At 59.3% G+C, this 19,060-nt stretch carries 19 protein-coding genes, 2 pseudogenes and 1 riboswitch; of the genes and pseudogenes, 7 read left to right on the top strand and 14 right to left on the bottom strand.

The annotated features are described in order from the left end of the window. The first annotated feature begins 100 nt into the window (after positions 1-100). Positions 101-235, top strand: coding sequence for a hypothetical protein (locus tag EQW76_RS30180; protein WP_257625455.1), 135 nt, complete (start codon positions 101-103; stop codon positions 233-235). A 45-nt stretch (positions 236-280) separates the two neighbouring features. On the opposite strand, the gene EQW76_RS23470 is transcribed toward EQW76_RS30180, so the two are convergent. Next, positions 281-1,102, bottom strand: a complete 822-nt coding sequence (locus EQW76_RS23470) for a phosphodiesterase (protein ID WP_143123274.1) — start codon at positions 1,100-1,102, stop codon at positions 281-283. 251 nt (positions 1,103-1,353) lie between these two features. Then, a riboswitch (cobalamin riboswitch) is annotated at positions 1,354-1,582 on the top strand. Positions 1,583-1,762: 180 nt separating this feature from the next. Here EQW76_RS23470 and EQW76_RS23465 point away from each other — a divergent pair. The 5 genes from EQW76_RS23465 (at position 1,763) to EQW76_RS23445 (ending at position 7,528) form a co-directional block, all read left to right on the top strand. Continuing rightward, the gene (locus EQW76_RS23465; RefSeq protein WP_142831419.1) at positions 1,763-2,779 is read left to right on the top strand and encodes an ABC transporter substrate-binding protein; all 1,017 of its coding nucleotides are present in this window, start codon (positions 1,763-1,765) and stop codon (positions 2,777-2,779) included. Further along, positions 2,776-3,819, top strand: coding sequence for an iron ABC transporter permease (locus EQW76_RS23460; RefSeq protein ID WP_142831420.1), 1,044 nt, complete (start codon positions 2,776-2,778; stop codon positions 3,817-3,819). The genes EQW76_RS23465 and EQW76_RS23460 overlap by 4 nt, the downstream gene beginning before the upstream one ends. Next, a complete protein-coding gene (locus EQW76_RS23455) occupies positions 3,816-4,580 on the top strand; it encodes an ABC transporter ATP-binding protein (protein ID WP_143123273.1) in 765 nt (254 codons plus the stop codon). Before EQW76_RS23460 ends, EQW76_RS23455 begins: the two co-directional genes overlap by 4 nt. Positions 4,581-4,748: 168 nt before the next feature. Beyond that, positions 4,749-5,816, top strand: coding sequence for a glycosyltransferase family 2 protein (locus tag EQW76_RS23450; protein ID WP_143123272.1), 1,068 nt, complete (start codon positions 4,749-4,751; stop codon positions 5,814-5,816). Positions 5,817-5,839: 23 nt separating this feature from the next. Then, entirely contained in the window at positions 5,840-7,528 is a 1,689-nt protein-coding gene (locus tag EQW76_RS23445; RefSeq protein WP_143123304.1) for a hypothetical protein, read from the top strand. A gap of 203 nt (positions 7,529-7,731) precedes the next feature. On the opposite strand, the gene EQW76_RS23440 is transcribed toward EQW76_RS23445, so the two are convergent. The 12 genes from EQW76_RS23440 to EQW76_RS23385 form a co-directional block, all read right to left on the bottom strand. Next, positions 7,732-8,250 (bottom strand): DUF992 domain-containing protein, encoded by a 519-nt coding sequence (locus EQW76_RS23440; RefSeq protein ID WP_142831423.1) that lies wholly within the window; start codon positions 8,248-8,250, stop codon positions 7,732-7,734. 82 nt (positions 8,251-8,332) lie between these two features. After that, positions 8,333-8,596: a BON domain-containing protein gene (locus EQW76_RS23435; protein ID WP_142831424.1), complete on the bottom strand. Its 264-nt coding sequence runs from the start codon at positions 8,594-8,596 to the stop codon at positions 8,333-8,335. 83 nt (positions 8,597-8,679) lie between these two features. Further along, positions 8,680-8,859, bottom strand: coding sequence for a CsbD family protein (locus EQW76_RS23430; protein WP_111221490.1), 180 nt, complete (start codon positions 8,857-8,859; stop codon positions 8,680-8,682). A 119-nt stretch (positions 8,860-8,978) separates the two neighbouring features. Next, positions 8,979-10,529: a helix-turn-helix transcriptional regulator gene (locus tag EQW76_RS23425; RefSeq protein WP_142831425.1), complete on the bottom strand. Its 1,551-nt coding sequence runs from the start codon at positions 10,527-10,529 to the stop codon at positions 8,979-8,981. Positions 10,530-10,697: 168 nt separating this feature from the next. After that, entirely contained in the window at positions 10,698-11,549 is an 852-nt protein-coding gene (locus EQW76_RS23420) for a formate/nitrite transporter family protein (protein WP_244615494.1), read from the bottom strand. Between the two features lie 315 nt (positions 11,550-11,864). Beyond that, positions 11,865-12,764: a homocysteine S-methyltransferase family protein gene (locus EQW76_RS23415; protein ID WP_142831426.1), complete on the bottom strand. Its 900-nt coding sequence runs from the start codon at positions 12,762-12,764 to the stop codon at positions 11,865-11,867. Continuing rightward, positions 12,757-13,449 (bottom strand): GntR family transcriptional regulator, encoded by a 693-nt coding sequence (locus EQW76_RS23410; protein WP_143123271.1) that lies wholly within the window; start codon positions 13,447-13,449, stop codon positions 12,757-12,759. The genes EQW76_RS23415 and EQW76_RS23410 overlap by 8 nt, the downstream gene beginning before the upstream one ends. A gap of 9 nt (positions 13,450-13,458) precedes the next feature. Then, complete coding sequence (locus tag EQW76_RS23405; protein ID WP_142831428.1) at positions 13,459-14,232, bottom strand: amino acid ABC transporter ATP-binding protein; 774 nt, start codon at positions 14,230-14,232, stop codon at positions 13,459-13,461. Next, a complete protein-coding gene (locus EQW76_RS23400; protein ID WP_142831429.1) occupies positions 14,229-14,915 on the bottom strand; it encodes an ABC transporter permease subunit in 687 nt (228 codons plus the stop codon). The genes EQW76_RS23405 and EQW76_RS23400 overlap by 4 nt, the downstream gene beginning before the upstream one ends. Further along, entirely contained in the window at positions 14,915-15,634 is a 720-nt protein-coding gene (locus EQW76_RS23395; RefSeq protein WP_142831430.1) for an ABC transporter permease subunit, read from the bottom strand. The genes EQW76_RS23400 and EQW76_RS23395 overlap by 1 nt, the downstream gene beginning before the upstream one ends. Positions 15,635-15,641: 7 nt before the next feature. Beyond that, a complete protein-coding gene (locus EQW76_RS23390) occupies positions 15,642-16,499 on the bottom strand; it encodes a transporter substrate-binding domain-containing protein (protein WP_142831431.1) in 858 nt (285 codons plus the stop codon). Positions 16,500-16,539: 40 nt separating this feature from the next. Beyond that, entirely contained in the window at positions 16,540-17,697 is a 1,158-nt protein-coding gene (locus EQW76_RS23385) for a M20 family metallopeptidase (RefSeq protein WP_202617206.1), read from the bottom strand. 308 nt (positions 17,698-18,005) lie between these two features. Here EQW76_RS23385 and EQW76_RS29930 point away from each other — a divergent pair. Further along, a pseudogene (locus tag EQW76_RS29930) lies at positions 18,006-18,119 on the top strand (IS110 family transposase); the annotation flags it as partial. A gap of 526 nt (positions 18,120-18,645) precedes the next feature. On the opposite strand, the pseudogene EQW76_RS23375 reads toward EQW76_RS29930, so the two are convergent. Next, positions 18,646-19,060, bottom strand: a pseudogene (locus EQW76_RS23375) (hypothetical protein); the annotation flags it as partial.

The raw sequence follows: 19,060 nt of genomic DNA, 5'->3' as shown, positions 1-19,060 counted from the left end.
CAATCAATCTATCAAATACCTGAAAAGTCTACGGAATACCGACCAACGACCATGATCAATAAGTTGACTGGTGAACTCCTGTATTGTTTGTTGACTCCCGATGTCAACTATTGCCTACAAATTTTCCGATCTTTCCACCGGTCTTGCCGAGGCGCGCGCGGCAACCGGAGGATGCGCACGTGAAAACACCAACGCTGACCTGCCGGTCAGCGTCGGTGTCATGGAAGCGGCCTAAAGACGAGGCGGCGACGCGGCATAGTCCGACGTCAGGGCATATGTCTCAGTTACCGAGTGCGTCGCTGCCCGATATCGAATGGTTGGACAGTTCGTAATCCTCGACATGAACGAGGCATCCCTGCGGTTTCAGGAAAACGATGCCGTAGGCGCCCGGTTCATCGACGGAGAGGGAAGTATCTTCCGTATCGAATACCATCGGCTGCTGATGGACCGGGCTCTTGAATACCGAGAAAGGTATACCGCGATGGGAGCCGCCAATCGTACGGTGAACATGGCCGGCGAAGATGTGGCGGACATTGCCGTATTCGGCAAGGATATCGTAAAACTCCTCGCCGTTCCGGAGCTTGATCTTGTCCATCCCGGGAAACCCGGTGTCGAGCGGTGGGTGATGCATGAAGATGTAGACGGGCCGGTCGCCGGCACCAGTGAGGTTCTGCTTCAACCAGGCAAGCCGATTGTCGCACAGCACCCCGGCATGAACGTCCGGCGAGACGTAGGGCGGTCCGCAAAGCGTATCGAGCAAAAGCATGACACCGTTTTCGGTCTCGATCCGCTGCTGGATAAAACCGTGCTCGTCACGCGGGCTTTCGGGATAGGCGGCAATGAAGTTTTCGCGGTTGTCGTGGTTTCCGACCAGCAGGTGGACGGGAATTTCGAGCGTGTCGACCAGTTCGCGCAGTCTCGCATAGGATTGGCGACTGCCGCGGTGCGAGAGGTCACCCGTCATCACCGCAAACTCAGCATCGCGGTGATGCAGGTTGACATGATCTATCCCTCTTGAAAGGCGCTGATAGGGATCGAGGCCGATGATCGTCTCTCCCTCCAGGACCATGTGCAGGTCGGTGAATATAATAATTTTGCTCATGCGCTACTCCTGCCTGCGATTCCCGGAATGCCTTTCGTCGGGCACCTTTCCGGTACGTACATTCCAGACCCTGCACGTCGTTTGCAACAGGTTTGCGTCAGCAGTCTGTTTGTTGGCTAACGCGACAAGACACTTGACTGCCTGCATTTTACCAATAATGTAACGTTATAACATAATATAAAGCAATGATGGATTTCCGACCTGTGCGAGATTTTGCGAGACCCGCCCACCTTGACCGCCGTTGCAGGCCTGTCATAGATGCCATCGACGGTTCCCTTAGGATGACTCCAAGGGGATTAATAGGGAACACGGTGAGGGCCACCCGAATGGGACCAAGACCGTGACTGCCCCCGCAACTGTAAGCGGATTGCTGCTCATCCCAGGGCCTCAGGGCCATGTCACTGCGAAGGTTTCGCGGGAAGACAGATGATCGGCGCATATCCGCAAGTCAGGAGACCTGCCGTCAAGCGCTATCCCATGAACCCGGGCGGGGATGCCCGGAAAGGAACAGATATGTCTCATTTGAATTTTCGCCATAGCCTGGCGCATCTCCGGCTCGATTGGGCTTCCGACAGTTGACGTGGCAACCGCAGCTTGCCTCGCTGCCGCATACCTGCAGCACCAGGGCACTCGCCTTCCCATAAAATCGAGATATTTTTCATGCGTCAGTTTCTGTCCAGCATTACGCTTGCCTGCGGGCTTCTCGGCATGGCCGCCCCCGCATTCGCGGCGACGGTCTATCCGCTGTCCATAACCAATTGCGGTCAACAGGTGACCTTTGCCAGGGCGCCTTCGAAGATAGTGTCCATCGGCCAGGGGATGACGGAAGTTCTCCTGTCTCTCGGCCTTGCCGACAAGATCGTCGGCACGGCGGTCTGGGTGGGTCCCGTGCTTCCTCAATATGCACAGGCCAACAGCAAGATCAAAAGGCTGGCCGACAACGATCCGAGCTTCGAATCCGTCGTCGGACGCCAACCAGACTTGGTGGCTGCGGAATTCGAGTGGCATGTCGGACCGCAGGGTTCCGTCGGTAAGCGGGAGCAATTCTCCGACCTCGGAATAAATACCTATATCTCGCCGGCTGATTGTGTCGCCAAAGTCAATTCCGACGGCGGAGACGGGGTCCGCAAGCAGATGTTCAGCATGGATCTAGTCTATCAGGAGATCGCCCAGCTCTCCGAAGTCTTCGATATCAAGGACCGTGGCGATGCCCTGATCACCGACCTTAGGAAACGCGAGGCCACCGCTGTGGCATCCGTGGAGGGTGCGGCCGCCAAGCACCTGCCGATCGTCTTCTGGTTCTCGAGCAAAGAGGTCAGGGGCGATGCCTTCATAGCCGGCAAGAACGGTGCCCCCGCTTATATGATGAAGGCCCTCGATGCGCGCAACGTCGTGACCACCGAGGAGGAATGGCCGCTTGTCGGCTGGGAAACAATATCCCAGGCGAACCCGGCCGTCATCGTCATCGCCACCATGGATCGCCGCCGCTATGCGGCAGACGATCCCAAGGTGAAGCTGGACTTCCTGCAGAACGATCCCGTCACCAGCGAAATGGACGCCGTCAGGAACAAACGATTTGTGATGATGGATGCGCAGTCCATGAACCCGACGATCCGGACAATCGACGGCATCGAGGTTCTTGCAAATGGCATCAGGTCCTTCGGTCTGGCCCGGTGAGCAACAGCGCAGTCGTAACACGGCGTAGATGGTGGGCGCTTGCAGCGCTCGCCGTTGCCGCCATCGTCGTCCTCGGATTTTCGATCAGCCTTGCCGTTTCCATCGGGGAAATCTCCATCCCGCTGCAGACGACGGCAGAGGCTGTGTCGAACCGCATCTTCGGCACGGGCTTTGCAATCGACCGTATTCACCAAGGCATCGTCTGGGATTACCGTCTCAGCCGGGCACTGGTTGCAGCCAGTGCCGGAGCCTCGCTGGCCCTCTGCGGCGCCGTGCTCCAGGCCCTGCTGCGCAACCCGCTGGCCGAACCCTATGTGCTTGGCATTTCGGCAGGCGCCTCGACAGGGGCAGTTTGCATCACGATCCTCGGGCTCGGCGCAAACGTTCTCGGGCTGTCCGGCGGAGCATTCATCGGGGCCGTCGTCGCCTTTACGCTGGTGGGCATTCTGGCCTCAGGGGCAGGCGGGTCGGGCGAGCGGATCATTCTCTGCGGCGTTGCCGGATCGCAGCTGTTCAATGCCCTGACCTCCTACATCGTCACGACGTCTGCCAATGCAGAGCAGGCGCGCGGCGTGCTGTTCTGGCTGCTCGGTTCGATGAGCGGCGTGCGCTGGCCCGACGTCTATCTCTCCGCACCCGTGACCTTGGCGGGCTTCATTGTTTGCCTCTGCCATGTCAGGGCGCTCGACGCCTTCGTCTTTGGCGCCGACGCGGCGACCTCCCTCGGCATCCCGGTGCGCCGCGTACAGATCGTGCTCCTTGGCACGACCGCCGTCATGACGGCGAGCGTCGTCAGCATGGTCGGCTCGATTGGTTTCGTCGGGCTCGTCATTCCGCACGCCGCGCGCTTCCTGGTCGGGCCGTCGCACGGCCGCCTGCTGCCGGCGACCGCCCTTGGCGGCGCGATCTTCATGGTCGGAGCCGATATTGCTTCGCGCATCATCATCCCCCAGCAGATCCTGCCGATCGGCGTCGTCACGGCTCTCTTTGGAGCGCCCGCTTTTGCCGTCATCCTCTATCGTGTCCGGAGGACCCCATGAGCATATCCGTCGACGACGTCACCTATGCAGCCGGTAACACGCTCATCGTTGACGGCATCAGCCTGGCGATCGAGCAAGGCAAGGTTCTCGGCCTGCTTGGGCCGAACGGATCGGGGAAATCCAGCCTGCTGCGCCTGATCTGCCGGTTGAGGAAAGTCCGCAGCGGCATCATACGACTTGGAGAACATGATGTGGCTAGTCTGTCGCGCAGCGAGATCTCGCGCCGCATAGGCTTCGTTGAGCAGCAATCGACGACCGACACACCACTGACCGTCGCCGACGTCGTCCGCCTCGGTCGCACGCCCCACAGAGGATTGCTCTCCACCTGGAGCAGCGACGACGATGCCGCCGTCGAGATCGCGCTCGCCCGGGTCGACATGCAGGCCCGGGCAGCCCAACTATGGCAGACGCTGTCGGGCGGCGAGCGTCAAAGGGTGCACATTGCCCGCGCGCTGGCGCAGGCTCCGACCGAGCTACTACTCGACGAGCCGACCAACCATCTCGATATCCAGCACCAGCTGGATATCCTGTCACTTGTCGCCAAGCTGGATATCACCTGTATCGTCGCCCTTCACGACCTCAATCTTGCGGCCATGTTCTGCGACAGTCTCGTCGTCCTGCGAGACGGCAAGGTCGTCGCCGCCGGATCACCGGAAGACGTCCTCACCGAACACCTCATTCGCACGGTCTTCGGAGTAAAAGCGCACGTAGAAAAGTCCGCGATCCACGGCCGCTGCCACATCCAGTACCTGCTGGCCTAGGCCTCGGGCGGCGTGGCAAATGTGTGTGGGGGGCCATCACGGCCAATACACTGCGCAACATACGAATGTCGAAGGATAGCGGTAGCCGTGATTGAGCATTTCTGCTGCTTTGCAAGAAAGTCTTGACCTTTGAAGGTTAGGCTACGAGCTGAAAATTGACGAGCGCATATGACCAATATTTCACCACTCATCCTCTCAATTGTTGCACCCTGCTACAACGAGCAGGAGGGGATATCGGAATTCTGCCGTCGCTGCGTAGCGGCGGCTCGATCGGTAGCCGGTGAGGATTTCGAGATTGTTTTGGTCGATGACGGCTCCAGCGACGAAACTTGGAATATAATTGCTGCAATGACAGCACTCGTGCCCCAGATCCTTGGGGTACGCCTGATGCGTAATCATGGCCACCAGCTGGCGGCTACCGCTGGGCTCGCTGCATGCTGCGGCGAGCGTATCCTCTTGATCGATGCAGATCTGCAGGATCCGCCGGAACTGTTGTTGATGATGATGCCGATCATGGATCGTGGCGCCGATGTGGTCTACGGCCAGCGTTGTCAACGTCAGGGCGAAACGTGGTTCAAGCGTGCCTCGGCTTCGCTTTTTTACCGTCTTCTTTCCCGGCTGGCATCGGTCACGATACCGCGCGACACGGGCGACTTCCGGCTGATGCGCCGCCGGGTTGTTGATATCCTGATGGCTATGCCGGAGCGTGATCGGTTCATACGAGGCATGGTCAGCTGGATCGGCGGGCGACAAGTTGCCTTGCCCTACGAACGCGACGCACGTTTTGCCGGCGAAACCAAATATCCTCTGCGCAAAATGATCGGCTTCGCGTTGGACGCCGTGACGAGTTTTTCGACAACTCCGTTGCGTGTCAGTACTATCCTCGGGCTTGCGACTGCGGGCATTGCATTTTTGCTGCTCATCTTTTCGATCGCACGGTGGCTCTCTGGTGACACGATCGTTGGCTGGTCCAGTATCATGTGTGCCGTCACAGCTTTCAGCGCCATCCAGTTGATATGCATTGGAATTATTGGCGAATATTTGGGGCGATTGGTGCAGGAAAGCAAACGACGTCCAATGTTCATGATCGAGAGCCTGCTGCAAAATGGACGAGATCTGACGTTAACCAGCGATTTCTCAGATTTAGACGCCGCAGGAAGACGCAGGGCAATCGCGTCAGCCTTGCAGGATGGAGGCGAACAGCCGGAGAATGCAAGGGCAAGGGCCGTCCGATGAGGCCCGTCGACCTCGTTGTGGATATGCCCTCAGATCCACAGTCCGAACCCGCACCGAAAGGAACCGCGGATTCGGTCCTGCAGAACACCAACACCTCGATTTTCGCCTTCCTCGGCATTGTGGGACTGATGGTGACGGCGTTCAAGTTCCCGCCGCTCCTCGATTATGCGAACCACTATACACGCATGTGGCTGATCGCAGGCGGCATTACGGAAGTCCATCTCGCGCAAATCTATGCGCTCGACTGGCACGGCACCTTCACAAATCTCGGCATAGATCTTATGGCCCGTTATCTTGGACCGTTGATCGGTGTCAGTATGCTGGCACGCGCTATTCTCTTTGCAGCGATCGTGCTGCCGCCAATAGGCGCCATAATACTGCATCGTAAGGTGTTCGGCGGATCTTACTACTGGCAGATCGCAATGCTCTACCTTGCATGGTGCGCGACGCTTATCGGCGGCTTCATCAACTTCCAGATCGGCCTCGGCTTAGCATTGCTGTTTGCATCGGTCGATCTGCATTTACAGGTCAGGAACAGACGGGCGTTATTCGTCTGGCGACTTCTGGCTTCCCTGCTTTTAACGATAATGCATCTATTCTCACTGGGGTTCTACCTTGCGCTGATCTGCGGTCTCGAAATCTCCCCCCGGTTAGAACTGCGCCGTTCACTGGCCGATTGGAGCAGATTGGCCATTCGGATAGCGCTTGCATTCCTGGCTTGCGCGATTTTCCCGCTTCTGTTGTTTCTGCGGTCGCCGGTCTTACCTGGGAATGCGCTGGGATTGGAGACGATGTGGAACGCCACGCCGACCCGGCAGATGATGAACCTTTTCTCGGCGATTTGGACGTACGTCTCCGTGGTCGATGTGATGCTGCTTATCCCTGTAGTCCTGGTCTGCACCAACGCCGCCCGCACTGGCCGGTTCAGGATGCACACGGGACTTGCGATAGCTGCACTCGGTCTCACCATCGTCGCCTGCCTTTCCCCCCGCAGCATGGTGGGGACCGGCTGGATAAGCTGGCGCTTTCCCATAATGGCCGCACTCACGGGCATGGTGATGTTCTGTCCGCTGCCGAAACTGGCGCGACACGAGGCACGTGTCATCATGCTCGCCTTGACCCTCGTTGTCTTCGGGCGCACCGCATGGATAAGCTACAATTGGTGGCAAGGCGAAAACGACGCCAACGACGTCATATCGGTATTGGCATCAGTCCCACCGGGGTCAGCCATCCTACCTCTCGCTCATCTTGTGCTCGCCGATCCCCTAGGCGGATGGCAGAGACACTATGCCTGGGGCGAAGACACGTTCCGACACCTACCGACATTGGCGATACCCTTCGCACAAGCCTTCGTTCCTGCAGTCTTCACGGCACGCGGCAAGCAGCCTCTCATGGTGTTGCCGCCATGGTCTTCCATTGCGGTGCCAGAAGGTAATTTATCATCGACCGGGGTACTGAGTTGCCCTTCTTGGCTCGAAAGGGAATCCGTCCTGGCGCCGTATCTGTCTAATTGGCGAAAGCGTTTTGACTATGTTCTTGTCATGAACGCAAACCAGCCGGACAAATATGTGGGATATGCACTTCCGGGCGGCTTGAAGTTGATAGGCGACAAACCCTTCGCCCAGCTTTACAAGATTGACGCGATTTTTGTGGCGGATAAAAGCACAACATCGCCTGTAATTTGCCCCGAACCGCTCACCGCTTTTGAGTGACCACGACAGCTGCCACGCTAACAGCGAGGTCGGGAATTTGCACGGCTCGCCTAAATTTCCTGCGGCGGTTTAAGTCGTCCGTACGGGCGTGGAAAATCCGACGACGGTCAAAATCGCGCCGGTTGCGAGGACCTGTGACATGAACGAATTGGAAAACAGGGCCGCCAAGCCCTGTTTTCGGATTTGGTGAAGGCTAGTGGGCCTTAGCTTGCAGGGCGTAGCTGCAGTCGCGAGACGCCGGCGGCGACGTTCAGGCCGGTTCCCACTTCTGCGCTGAGCGGCTGCAGGCCGAAGTTCTTGGAGTTGCCGCCGACCAGTGCATTGGCGCCGAGGCCAAGGCCGACTGAAGCACCTGCCGAAGCTCCGACATAGGTGCCGGCGAGGCTACCCTGTCCGACGCTCGTCGGTGCCGTATTGACGACGACCCAGCTGAGGTAGGACTTGCCTGTGATGCCGACATCGAGACCGAGCTTGCCGATCGTCCCGGTGTAGCGTTCGACCTCACCGGTGCGCTGCTTGAACTGGCAGGTGACTGCCTTGCTTGAGCCGATCAGCAAGCCGATTCCGCCTGCCACTTCGCACGACAGGGTGCCGAGACGTTCCTTCGGTTGCGTTACCACCTGCTTTGTCGGGTGCTTGCGATGGTGGTGCGGGCTGGTGGCCGAGGCCGCAGAGCACAGGGCCAGGCTACCCGCCATGGCGAGGATGAATGCTTTTTTCATGTGATTGATCCTTTTTCAGGTCTCGTTCAGCACCACGAGACGCGATGCTGAGATTTCCTGTTGTTTGCTGAGGATAAGATGTTCAGGGCAAAGATTCGCCCGGGGCGATCTCGATGATGCTGTGCACCGCCATGTGTGTGAACTCGCCCGCAACCTCGACTGCTCTGGCTGCCGCAGTGTGAGAATGGGCACGGCCGCTGAGGGTCACGCATCCGTTGGCAACCTCGACCTCGATCTCGCAGTCTTCGTGACCGAAGGTATAGGCAAGCAGGCACTCGATTGCGATCCGGGTGGAGCAGTCGCTGGATGCACTGGTGGCCAAGGCGGGGTAGGGCAAAAACATCATCTTGAACTCGGCTCCATGGGATTTTCGGCTCGCCAGGTCTGGCGAGCCAAATGATCGTCTCGGTTCGGTGGAGTGGCGGTCGGTTACTTAAGCGCGTCCTTGACGGCATCCTTGCCCTTGCCAACGGTGCTCTGCACTTCGCCGGCAGCCTTGTCGACCTTGCCTTCTGCTTCCAGCCGCTCGTTGCCGGTCAGCTTTCCAACAGTTTCCTTGATCGTGCCCTTGAGTTCCTTTGCGGCGCCTTCGATACGGTTCTTGTCCATTGTACTATCCTTTCATTCGCGTTGTTTATCCTGACCCCGGTCTGGCCGGCGTCATGCAAATGGAGATAGCGCTCCGAACAGGCGTCTTGCAGATTGGAAAATACCAATCCCGCTAGTAGCTAGTGACCTTTTTTCGTCAATTTAGTACTTTTTTTGGCTGGGGTAGCAACGTTAGACTTTGGAGATTTACCCTGGCCCTCGGGCAAACCCGTAAAGCCCCGTTCCCTTGCCCAGATGACCGCTGCCGCCCGGCGGTTGACGCCGATCTTGGCGTAGAGCGAGGCAACGTGGTTTCGGATAGTATTCTTCGACAGGTGCAGGCGTTCTCCCATCTCCTGATCGCTGTGGCCGCTGCAGATCAGCCCCAGGATCTCCCGCTCGCGGTCACTCAGCTCGAACAGTTGCGCCGTCGGCGCGCGGCCGGTCGAACTGTGCTTGAGGGTCGCAAGACGGTCAACGATCGAACGGCTGAACCAGGAGGTATCCGCCATGACGCTTTCAATGGCCTCGACGAGCTCGGCCTCGCTGCGCCGTCGCTCGGTCACGTCCTGCAGGGCCCAGATGACGCATTGCTGGTCGTTGATTTCCACCCGCTCGGCGGAGACGAGGCATTCAGCAGCGCCCCCGGCCTTCTGCTTCATCTGCATCGGCTCGTTTCGAATAATGGTGTTGTCGCGCAGCTTCTGCTCGATTGTCCGGCGCGCGGCGACGTCCTCCCAGAGATGGAGTTCGCCGGCCGTCCGCCCGACGACCTCGCCGGCAGCATATCCGGAGATCTGCAGGAAGGCGTCGTTTGCTTCCATGAAGACGAAGTCGTCGAGCCGGGAAATGGCCGCTGGCGCAGGCGACAGCCGGAAGGATTTCGAGAACCGCTCCTCGCTTTGCCGCAGGGCATTCTGGGCCTTCCTGCGACCATCCAGATCGGCAAAGGTGAAAAGCATACAGGGTTCTTCGACCACCGAAATCGGCTCGCCGGCGACGATCACCAGCCGGTCGCCACCATCGGGCAACGGCACCAGGGCCTCGCGGTGGCGAATGACGCGGCCCTCATTCAGCTTCGTCAATGCATCTTCGCCGGTTTCGCAGTTGGAAAACAGACCGAGGGCCTCGACGCTCTTGCCGACGACATCTTCCTTGGCAAAGCCGGTCATCTCCAGGAAGCCCTGGTTGACGCGGATGAAGCGGTGATCGTCGAGACGGCAGATCAGGCCGGGTGCCGGGTTGGCGTTGAAAGCCCGCTCGAACCTTTCCTCGGCTTCGAAGCGCGGTGTCTCGTCCCGCATGATCAGCACGAGGACATCTGGCTTGTCGCCACCATCCGAGATCGCGAGGCTGCGCACAGTGTGCACCCAGACGAGGTCGAGATCCGAAGACGGTGAGAGCTCCACCGTCACGTCGTCGACCGTCTCGCCCACGAGCAGGCGCTCGATCGGATATTGTCCCTCTTCCAGGGGATGGTTGTTCCGGTACCGCAGCGTGAAATTGCGGCGGTAGCCCTTTGCGTCCTCGCCGAGATCCTTAACCGCCTCGACCCGGTGCATCTTCAACGCTGCTAAATTGGCCCAGGCGATCGAGCCGTCGGGATCGACAAGGATGATGCCGTCGCTCAGCCCGGCGATGAGTTCCTGGAGAATGGAGCGATTTACCCTGGGCGCCGCAACTTCGGCCATATCAACCTCCTCGTTGGAAGTCTGGGCATGTAGGCACTTTTCTTCGGGAGGAAATAGGCAAGGCGCGATCTGCGCGCTAATGCTGCACGCGGATCGAAATTTCGCGTGGCCGGATTGCAATAGGTCCGGCACGGTTAGCCCGCCCGCTGTGCACGCCGATGATAGCGCTTACGTGATTTCGTCGCGAACTTGGCCGTGGGCCACCACCGCAAAGAGGCCTGTACCCCCAATGATGTTGCCGATCAGCGCCGGCAGGATAAACCCGCCGGCAGCCTCCCAGAGCGTCGTCTGACCGCTCAAGAACAGCAGCCATGCTTCGCCTGAGCCAGCAACGACATGGCTGAACCCGCCAATCGCAATGACATAGGTGATGAGCAGGATCACCCAGAACTCGCTGCCCCTTGCATTGGGCAAGATCCATGCAATCGACGCCACCAGGAACCCGGCAGGGGTGGCGAGGAGAAGTGTCGTGACGAAGTCATGTTCAAGAGCCGCTTTCGAAATCTCCAGGGCCGCTGCCAATTGCTCGGGGCCGACAATGATCTGCGAGGCGACAAGGGCTGCCACGAAAAATGTGCCCATCATGTTGGCAAGGAATACCGCCGCCCACAGCCGGAGCAGTCGGCCGAGATTGCGAACTGTCGGGTGGGTGGCCAGCGGCAGGACCGCAGTCACCGTCGTTTCCGTGAACAGCTGGAGCTTGCCGAGGATGACGATGACGAAGCCCACGGTGTAGCCGAGCGCAACGACCAGTTCCCGCCACGGTGCATCCGGCAGACGCAAGCCAATGAACGCTTCCGCCAGAGGCGAGATGCTGATCGCCACGCCCGCTGCAAAACCGGAGAACAGCAGCGAGATGATCGGCCGGGCGAGTTCTTCGTCGCCCTGCAGCCGGATCACCTCGTGGACGACCTTGGCCGATCCCGACGTCCGCTCCGACACCGCCCGCTTGTCATCTTCTGAAATTTCTCTGGAAGGCGCGCCCTCACTGGCAGTCCCGTTCTCGCTATCGTTCGACAAACAAATCTCCTGAGGCGCGGTGCAGGCGCGGGTTGGCGTTCTTTAAAGGGGGCAGGATATTGGAGATCTTCCGACCAGTCACGCTAACTATGTTGAAGCCGCCGAGCAATCGGCCGCCGCTTGCAATTGCACAAGCCATCTCTGTACCGGGCAATGGCGCTTTCCAGAGATGAAAATAGCAATGCACATCCTGTGCAAGCAGCGCAATATCGCCGCGTGACGCAGATCATGGACGTCGTTGGACAAGCAACTGTCGGCCCGCAGCTTTGCATTGCGCCGCTCCAACTGCTTCCACGTTCAGCGCCATCGGTACGTCTACCGCGTTGCTTCACAGACCAAATGGTTTGTCAGGTGGTGGATATGATCTGTTCCTATGCCGCAGCAGCCACCGATGATCGTCGCGCCGGCTTCGATCCAATGGTTGCCCCAATTGCAATAGGATTGTGCGTCAAGGTCAGTCCTCACCGCAGAGACGACCTCGTTGGCAGCACCGTCTTCATCCTGAGAGCCGAAGGCGTTTGCATAGACGCCGAGGGGAAGCAAAGGCACTGCGGCCCGCGCGGCCCTGAGTGCGGCAGCCATTACTTCCGGCATCGAGCAATTGAATAAGAGAGCCTCGGCGCCGAGCGCGGCGGCGAGGCGAGCCGCGTCCGCGACAGTCTGATGCGACCGGAGTTGCGGTTCAGTCATCTCTTCGGACGGAATATCGTCACGCAGCGTGAACGAAAGCCAGAGCGGCTTGCCGGTCTGGCGAATTGAAGTCGCGGCCGCGGTGGCCTCTTCCAGGCTGCTTTGCGTTTCTGCAAGCCAGAAATCGACGTAAGGGGACATCCCGCGAACGAGGACGCCGAGATAATCGGCCGCTAGTTCGGCGTTGAAGAGCTCAGGCTGATAGGATCCGAAGACGGGCGGCAGAGAGCCTGCCACCTTGACATTTGTGGCGCCCGCGGCATCGCGTGCCAAGCGTCCCGCCAACGCGGCAAGCTCCTCGCCGCGCTCGCGAAAGCGCGCTTCGCCGATGTGAAAGGGGACGATGGCATAGCTGTTGGTGGTGATGACCTTGGCACCGGCGCGGATGTAGCTGTCGTGGACCTTTCGGACCATATCAGGTGCCTCCATCAGCGCGAGGGCAGACCATTCAGGCTGACGGAAGGGAGCGCCGATGCGTTCCAGTTCGCGCCCCATTCCACCGTCGAGGATCAAGATATCAGCCATGATGTACTTTCTGTTTTTGGGTGTTGGCTCTCTGAAGTTCATGAAAGCCGGCGATGTCGTCCGCTATCGAATCCGCGATATGATCGCGAACGGCCTTCTCGGCATTCTCCGGGTTCTCCTGCATCAGGGTCTCGAAGAGACGCTGGTGTTCCGCAACGAGCGGCCGCCGACGCGGCCAGTGCAGCTCCGACCAACGATAGAGCCATTCCATCTTGTCGGCGAGCTGGGCGTGGCGGCGCATCAAAAGCCGGTGGTTGGCGGCCTCGACGATGCTGGCGTAAAAGCCGAGATCTGCTTCCAGCCTTGCATCGGTGCCACCGTCCTCCGCGCCACCGAGATTGTCGAAGGCCTCCGTGATCCTCGTCGTGTCGATCGCGCACCACCTTTCTGATACGATGCGGGCTGCCAAGCCTTCGAAGGCAGCCCGCATCGAATAGATTTCAGAGATCTCGCGGGCGTCGAGATGGGCGACATGCCAGCTCGAATAGGGCGTTCGCATCACGAGTTCCTTCTCCTCGAGTGCAAAGAGAGCCGAGCGTACTGTTCCGCGGCCGACGCCGACTTGCTGCGCCAGTCCCTGCTCGGTCAGAGTGGCGCCTGGAAGAAACTCGCCGCGAACGATGGCATCGCGCAGCCAATCCACCGTATTGTCCTGCAGGCTCTTCTTGTCGATCGGTTCGCGCATCACGTACCCTCAGCGATTGCGGTCGAAGTGGCCGCTGAGGAACGAGCGACAGCGATCGGACTTGGGGTTGGCGAAAACCTCTTCCGGCGTACCGTCCTCGGCGATCAGGCCCATGTCGAGGAAGATCGTGCGCGACGACACCTCGCGGGCAAAGCCCATTTCGTGGGTGACGATCAGCATGGTCATGCCGTCCTCGGCAAGGCTGCGAATGACCTTCAGCACTTCGCCGACCAGTTCCGGATCGAGCGCCGAGGTAGGCTCGTCGAAGAGGATGGCGCGAGGATGCTGCGCCAAGGCACGGGCAATGGCGACGCGCTGCTGCTGCCCGCCGGAGAGGTGAGCCGGCCAAGCATCGCGCTTTTCCGCCAACCCGACCCGCTCGAGGAGTGCCAATGCCTCCGCGATACAATCGGCCCGAGGGCGTTTCTGGACATGGATCGGCGCCTCGATGACATTTTCGAGCACGGTCCGGTGCGGCCAAAGGTTGAAGCCTTGGAAGACGAAGCCGAGATGGCTGCGCATGCGCCGGGCAGCCGCCTCCTCATTGCGCGACAGCCTTCCCGCTCTGGGGGAGATGCGGTCTGCCCCGACGGACACCGAGCCCTCATGGGGGATCTCGAGCATCGGAATGCAACGGAGTAGTGTGCTCTTTCCAGAGCCGCTGGCACCAATCAGGGAAATGACGTCCCCGTCATCAGCTGTAAGATCGATACCGCGCAGCACCTCGTTATCACCGAAGCGCTTTCGCAGACCGCTGATGGAAATTGCCGGGAGGGCGGTCATCGGTATGCTCCAAACTGCCAAGGAGAGAGGCGGCGCTCGATCCAGTCGGCGGCCCGCGTCACGAGGAGGGACAGGGCGAGGTAGATCACCGCCGCGCAGAGAAATATCTCGATCGCGCGCCAGGTTTCAGACACCAGCGCACGGGCGATGCCGGTGACCTCCATCAACGTGATGGTGCTGACCAGCGCGGTCGATTTCAGCATTGAAATGACCTCGCTTGAATAGGAGGGCAGGGCCTGGCGGAAGGCGATGGGCAGCACGATGCGTCGGGTGACCGTAAGCCGTGTCATCCCGGAGACCCTGCCGGCCTCGATGAGGCCCTTTGGCACGGCGCGCAGGCCGCCACGAATAATCTCCGTCGTGTAGGCCGCGTCGTTCAGCACCAGCGCCAGCAGGCCACACCAATAGGGTTCGCGAAAGAACGGCCAGAGGAATGTGTGCCGGATCACCCAGAAATGGGCGAGCCCGTAGTAGATCAGGAAGATCTGGATAAGTAGCGGCGTGCCCCTGAACAGGAAGACATAGGCCGAGACGAAGGCTTCACCGATGGGGTTGACGCGAATGAGATTGAAGAACAGCGCCAGGCAACCGCCACCCAGCAGCGACAGGATGCCGAGATTGAGCGTCAGCGGCAGGCCGACCAGCAGTTGCTTCTCGATATCGGCGAGGAACTGGATGTCCATCAGAAGCCTCCTGCCGATTGGCCGTGCAGGCTGCGACGTTCGATGAGGCGAAAGACCTGGCCGGAGATCGTAGTAATGACGAGGTAGACGCCGGCGCCGGCGGAATAGAACAGGAAATCCTCCTGCGTCGAGCCGGCTGCTGCCGAGACTTGGCGCATGACCTCCACCAGCCCGGTCACCGAAACGAGCGCGGACTCCTTGATGACCGACTGCCACTGGTTGCCAAGGCCGGGAATGGCCGTGGTCATCGCCTGCGGTGCAATGACGCGACGAAACAGCAGCCAGTTACCCATGCCCACGACGCGCCCCGCTTCTATCGTTCCCTTCGGGACCGATTGATAGGCGCCGCGAAGCACCTCCGACTGGTACGCAGCCGATATCAGACCGATGGCCAGCATGCCGGCGACGAACCCGCTGATCTCGAAAGGGCCGGCAAAGCCGAGCGCCTGTCCGACAAGCGCGACGATCTGGCGGCCTCCGAAGTAGAAGAGATAGATCACCAGAATGTCCGGCACGCCGCGCATTACGACGGTGTAGGCAACCGCGATCTTGCGCATCGGCCAGCCTCCGGCGATGCGGGCCCAAGCCACCAGCGTCCCCAGCAGCATGCCGACGACAAAGGCGCAGATGGAAACGGCAAGCGTGGTAAGGCCGGCGCGAAACAGCGCCATGCCCCATCCATCGGGCCCAAATCCAAGAAGCGCCAGGTCTGCCTGCATGTCGGCCTCAGAGCTTTGGCGTGATGACCATACCGAACCATTTCTTCGAAAGCTCAGCCAAAGAGCCGTCATCGGACATGGATTTCAGGCCCTTGTCGAGCTTCTGCTGCAAATCCTTGTTGCCCTTGCGGATAGCGACGGCCGACCCTGTCCCCATGACGCCGCCCTTGATCGACGGGCCGGTCTTGACGGCTTCGGCAGCATTCTTTTCGAGAAAGGCAGCTACATTGGTCTCCGCCGCCATGCCCGCGTCGATCCGTCCATTGAGAAGGTCGTGGTAGACATCAGGCCCGTTCGGGTACGTGCGGACCGTCACGCCCTTGTCGGCGAGATATTTGGTGAGAAACGTGCTCTGGATCGTCGACACCTGTACGCCGACAGTCTTGCCGGCCAGGACCTTGGCAATGTCGGCGATCGCTGGCTGCGTCGCTGCATCGTCGGCAAGGTCGACGGACGTTCCGTTGCCGGGCAGTTCGAGACCGCTGTCCTTGGCGACAAAGAAAGTCGAGCCTCCGGTGGTGTAGGGTAGCGAGAAGTCGATGACCTCGCGCCTTTTGTCGGTGACCGAAACGGAATCAATCACGCCGTCATACTTGCCGTCGATCACGCCCTGGATCATTCCGTCCCAAGCCTGGGGAATGATCTTCACATCGAAGCCGGCGCGTTTGCCGATCTCGTTGATCATGTCGATCTCGAAGCCCTTCAATTCGCCCGTGGGAGAGGTCATGTTGAAAGGTGGAAACGCACCCTCGGTCGCGAACACGTAGGATGTTTTGGTCTGCGCGAATGTGGCTGCAGGTGTCATGGCGATTGCGGCGATGGCAGCAAGGCCAAGGCGCAGGAAATGGCTGCGTGTGATGGTCATGAGTGTGATCCCGGATATGTAGGAGGGTATGGAATGGGTGTCAGGTGAGTAGCTCGACAGCCACGCGCGTCAAGGCGATGGCGCTCTGCTTGATGCAGGATTCGTCGGGCTGATAATCGGAATTGTGAACACGGTCGTCACGGCCGGGCTGGCCGGAACCGATGAAGATCTGGATGGACGGAAGGCGTTCCGAAAAGTAGGAAAAGTCCTCTGCGCCGAAGCTGGAACCCTGCTCTACAAGTGGCAGAACGCCAAACTGCATTCCGAGCGCTTCCGTGGCACGATCCACCAGGCGGTCGTCGTTCATCAGCGGCGGTGCGCCGCGCACATAGTCGATATCGACGGATACGTTGAGTGCGGCAGCAGCACCCTGGCAGATCCGGCTGAAGGAGGCCTCTGCCAGGTCACGGGATTCCGGCGACCGGCATCGAACCGTGCCCTCGAACATGCAGCTGTCGGGAATGATGTTCTGTGTCGCGCCGCCTTGGATATGGCCGATCGTCAGTACCGCCGACGTCGAAGGATCCATCTCGCGGGAAATCAGGGTCTGCAACTGGGTGATCATGTGTGCGGCAGCGACAATGGGGTCGATGGCGGCATGCGGGCGGGCCGCATGGCCGGACTTGCCGTGGACAATCACCTTGAACTCGTCGCTGGATGCGGTGCTGGCGCCTCTGTTGAGGACGATCTTGCCAGCTGGAGTTTCCGGACGATTGTGAAAAGCCACCGCCAGGTCGGCACCGTCGGCAGCGCCATCGGCGATCATGGCGGCAGCGCCGCTCTCCTGCGTTTCCTCGGCCGGTTGAAAAATCAGCCTTATCGATCCGGCAAGCTCGGACGAAATCCTTAAAAGCGCGCTCGCAGCGCCAAGCAGCGCCGCCGTATGAATATCGTGTCCGCACGCATGCATGGCGCCGGGGATCGTCGAGGCGAAGGCAAGCCCGGTCTGCTCTGCTATCGGCAGGGCATCCATGTCGGCGCGCAGGATGACGCACGGTCCGGGACGACCGCCGGTAATGGTCGCAACCACACCTGTTCGGCCAACACCTGTCTTGGGATCAAGTCCGAGGGCCCGCAACTCGTCCGCGACGAGCTGCGCCGTCCTGAAGGTGTCGAAGCCGATTTCCGGATGCGCATGGATGTCGCGCCGGATCTCAATCAACCGCGGCTCGAGCGGCTGCAATAGATCTTCGATCATTTTCGTTGGATCGTTGGAGGGGTAAAGCATATTTCGATCCAAATCTGTCGGTTCAGAGCCTTCCCCAAGCATGCGAAAGACGGGGCTCTCTGTCAAGGATCGACAATCGATGCTTCAGCCCGCTAAAGCGCAATAAAATTCTATTTTTCTAACCAACGACAGAATATCGTACCAATGATTGTTTTGGCAAATTGACGATATGGTCGGTGTGTTCAAAGGGCTTTGTCCTTGCGCCTGATGCCGCAGAAGACGATGTTAGCCATCAACAATTGAAGCCTATTGAAGAAACGCGTCCAACTCTAAGTTATCTGGTGGCCGCTCGCAATCAGCTCCTCAGCATCTCGACCCAGCTCAGCAATCAGATCCGCGGCTTAATGAAGACGTTCGGTCTCATCATCCTGGAATGCACAGGTCGGGTATTCGTTCGCGAACATGAGAGTGGATGGGTATGGCGGCCTAGGTGTTAAGAACAAATTGCCAGATCGGCGCTCACGAGATTCAATCTAGAATCCACTGTCGCTTCTGTCCGCGACTGACTGAAATCCCTGTCCGGGACTTTGTGAAACCCGCAGTGTCGCGCTGCAGACGCCATTCCATTCAGCAAAATTGCGATTGATGGTGACGATGGTGCTCTTAGTCTTCCACGGTTGCCCGCACGGCGGAAGCCGATCACTTTGCTTGGAGCTACTGGCAGTTCGAAAGCAGTTTCAGCGCCTACGACTACCACATCGTCAATGACCGTTGGATCGAGCCGATTTCCAAAGCTCTGGTTCCCGCTTCATCGTCGGAAGTCAAATAGGGAAGTACGATGTAGTTTACGTCCTCATCACGGCCCAAAGAGTTCCGTGGGGGGAGCTTCCACCGGATTGGGGTCGCTTCAAGCGATAAACTCACACTATTCGATCGAGTTTATTGCCGCTTAAGCTTGTCGGTTCGTCGCTCCCCCGGTCAGGTCAAATAGTGAGCGACAAGGTAGAGAGCCGCGGCAATGCCAGTACCGGCGCATAGCAATGTGCTTGTCGATCGAAATGCCGCCCCGCTCTGACCAACGGGGATATTTATCGGTCCCTTGGCGGGAGCAGGGGATGTGATCGCAAGGGTCTGCGTTGCGGTTGACGATGACGTAGAAATACCCGGACGGACGAAACTCGGATCGGTCCCACCGCAGGTCGGAACAATTACTTTCGTGCCGGGGTTCTCATCGGCCTTCACATTGAAGGTCAGCGTTTCACTTTTGCACATTTCCCCGTAAACTTTTGCCGCAGCGGTCGCTTCGTCATCCGCCTCGATCAACGAGGTATGTGTGACCTCAGGCATCCCCTCATTTTGAGATGACGTAGGGCGGGAAAGATGATTCTGCATT

This window comes from Rhizobium sp. rho-13.1 (genome assembly GCF_007000305.1).
In the GTDB taxonomy this organism is placed as follows: domain Bacteria; phylum Pseudomonadota; class Alphaproteobacteria; order Rhizobiales; family Rhizobiaceae; genus Rhizobium; species Rhizobium rhododendri.
The sequence above is the reverse complement of the archived record's forward strand: the minus strand, read 5'-3'. Positions and strand labels throughout refer to the sequence as shown.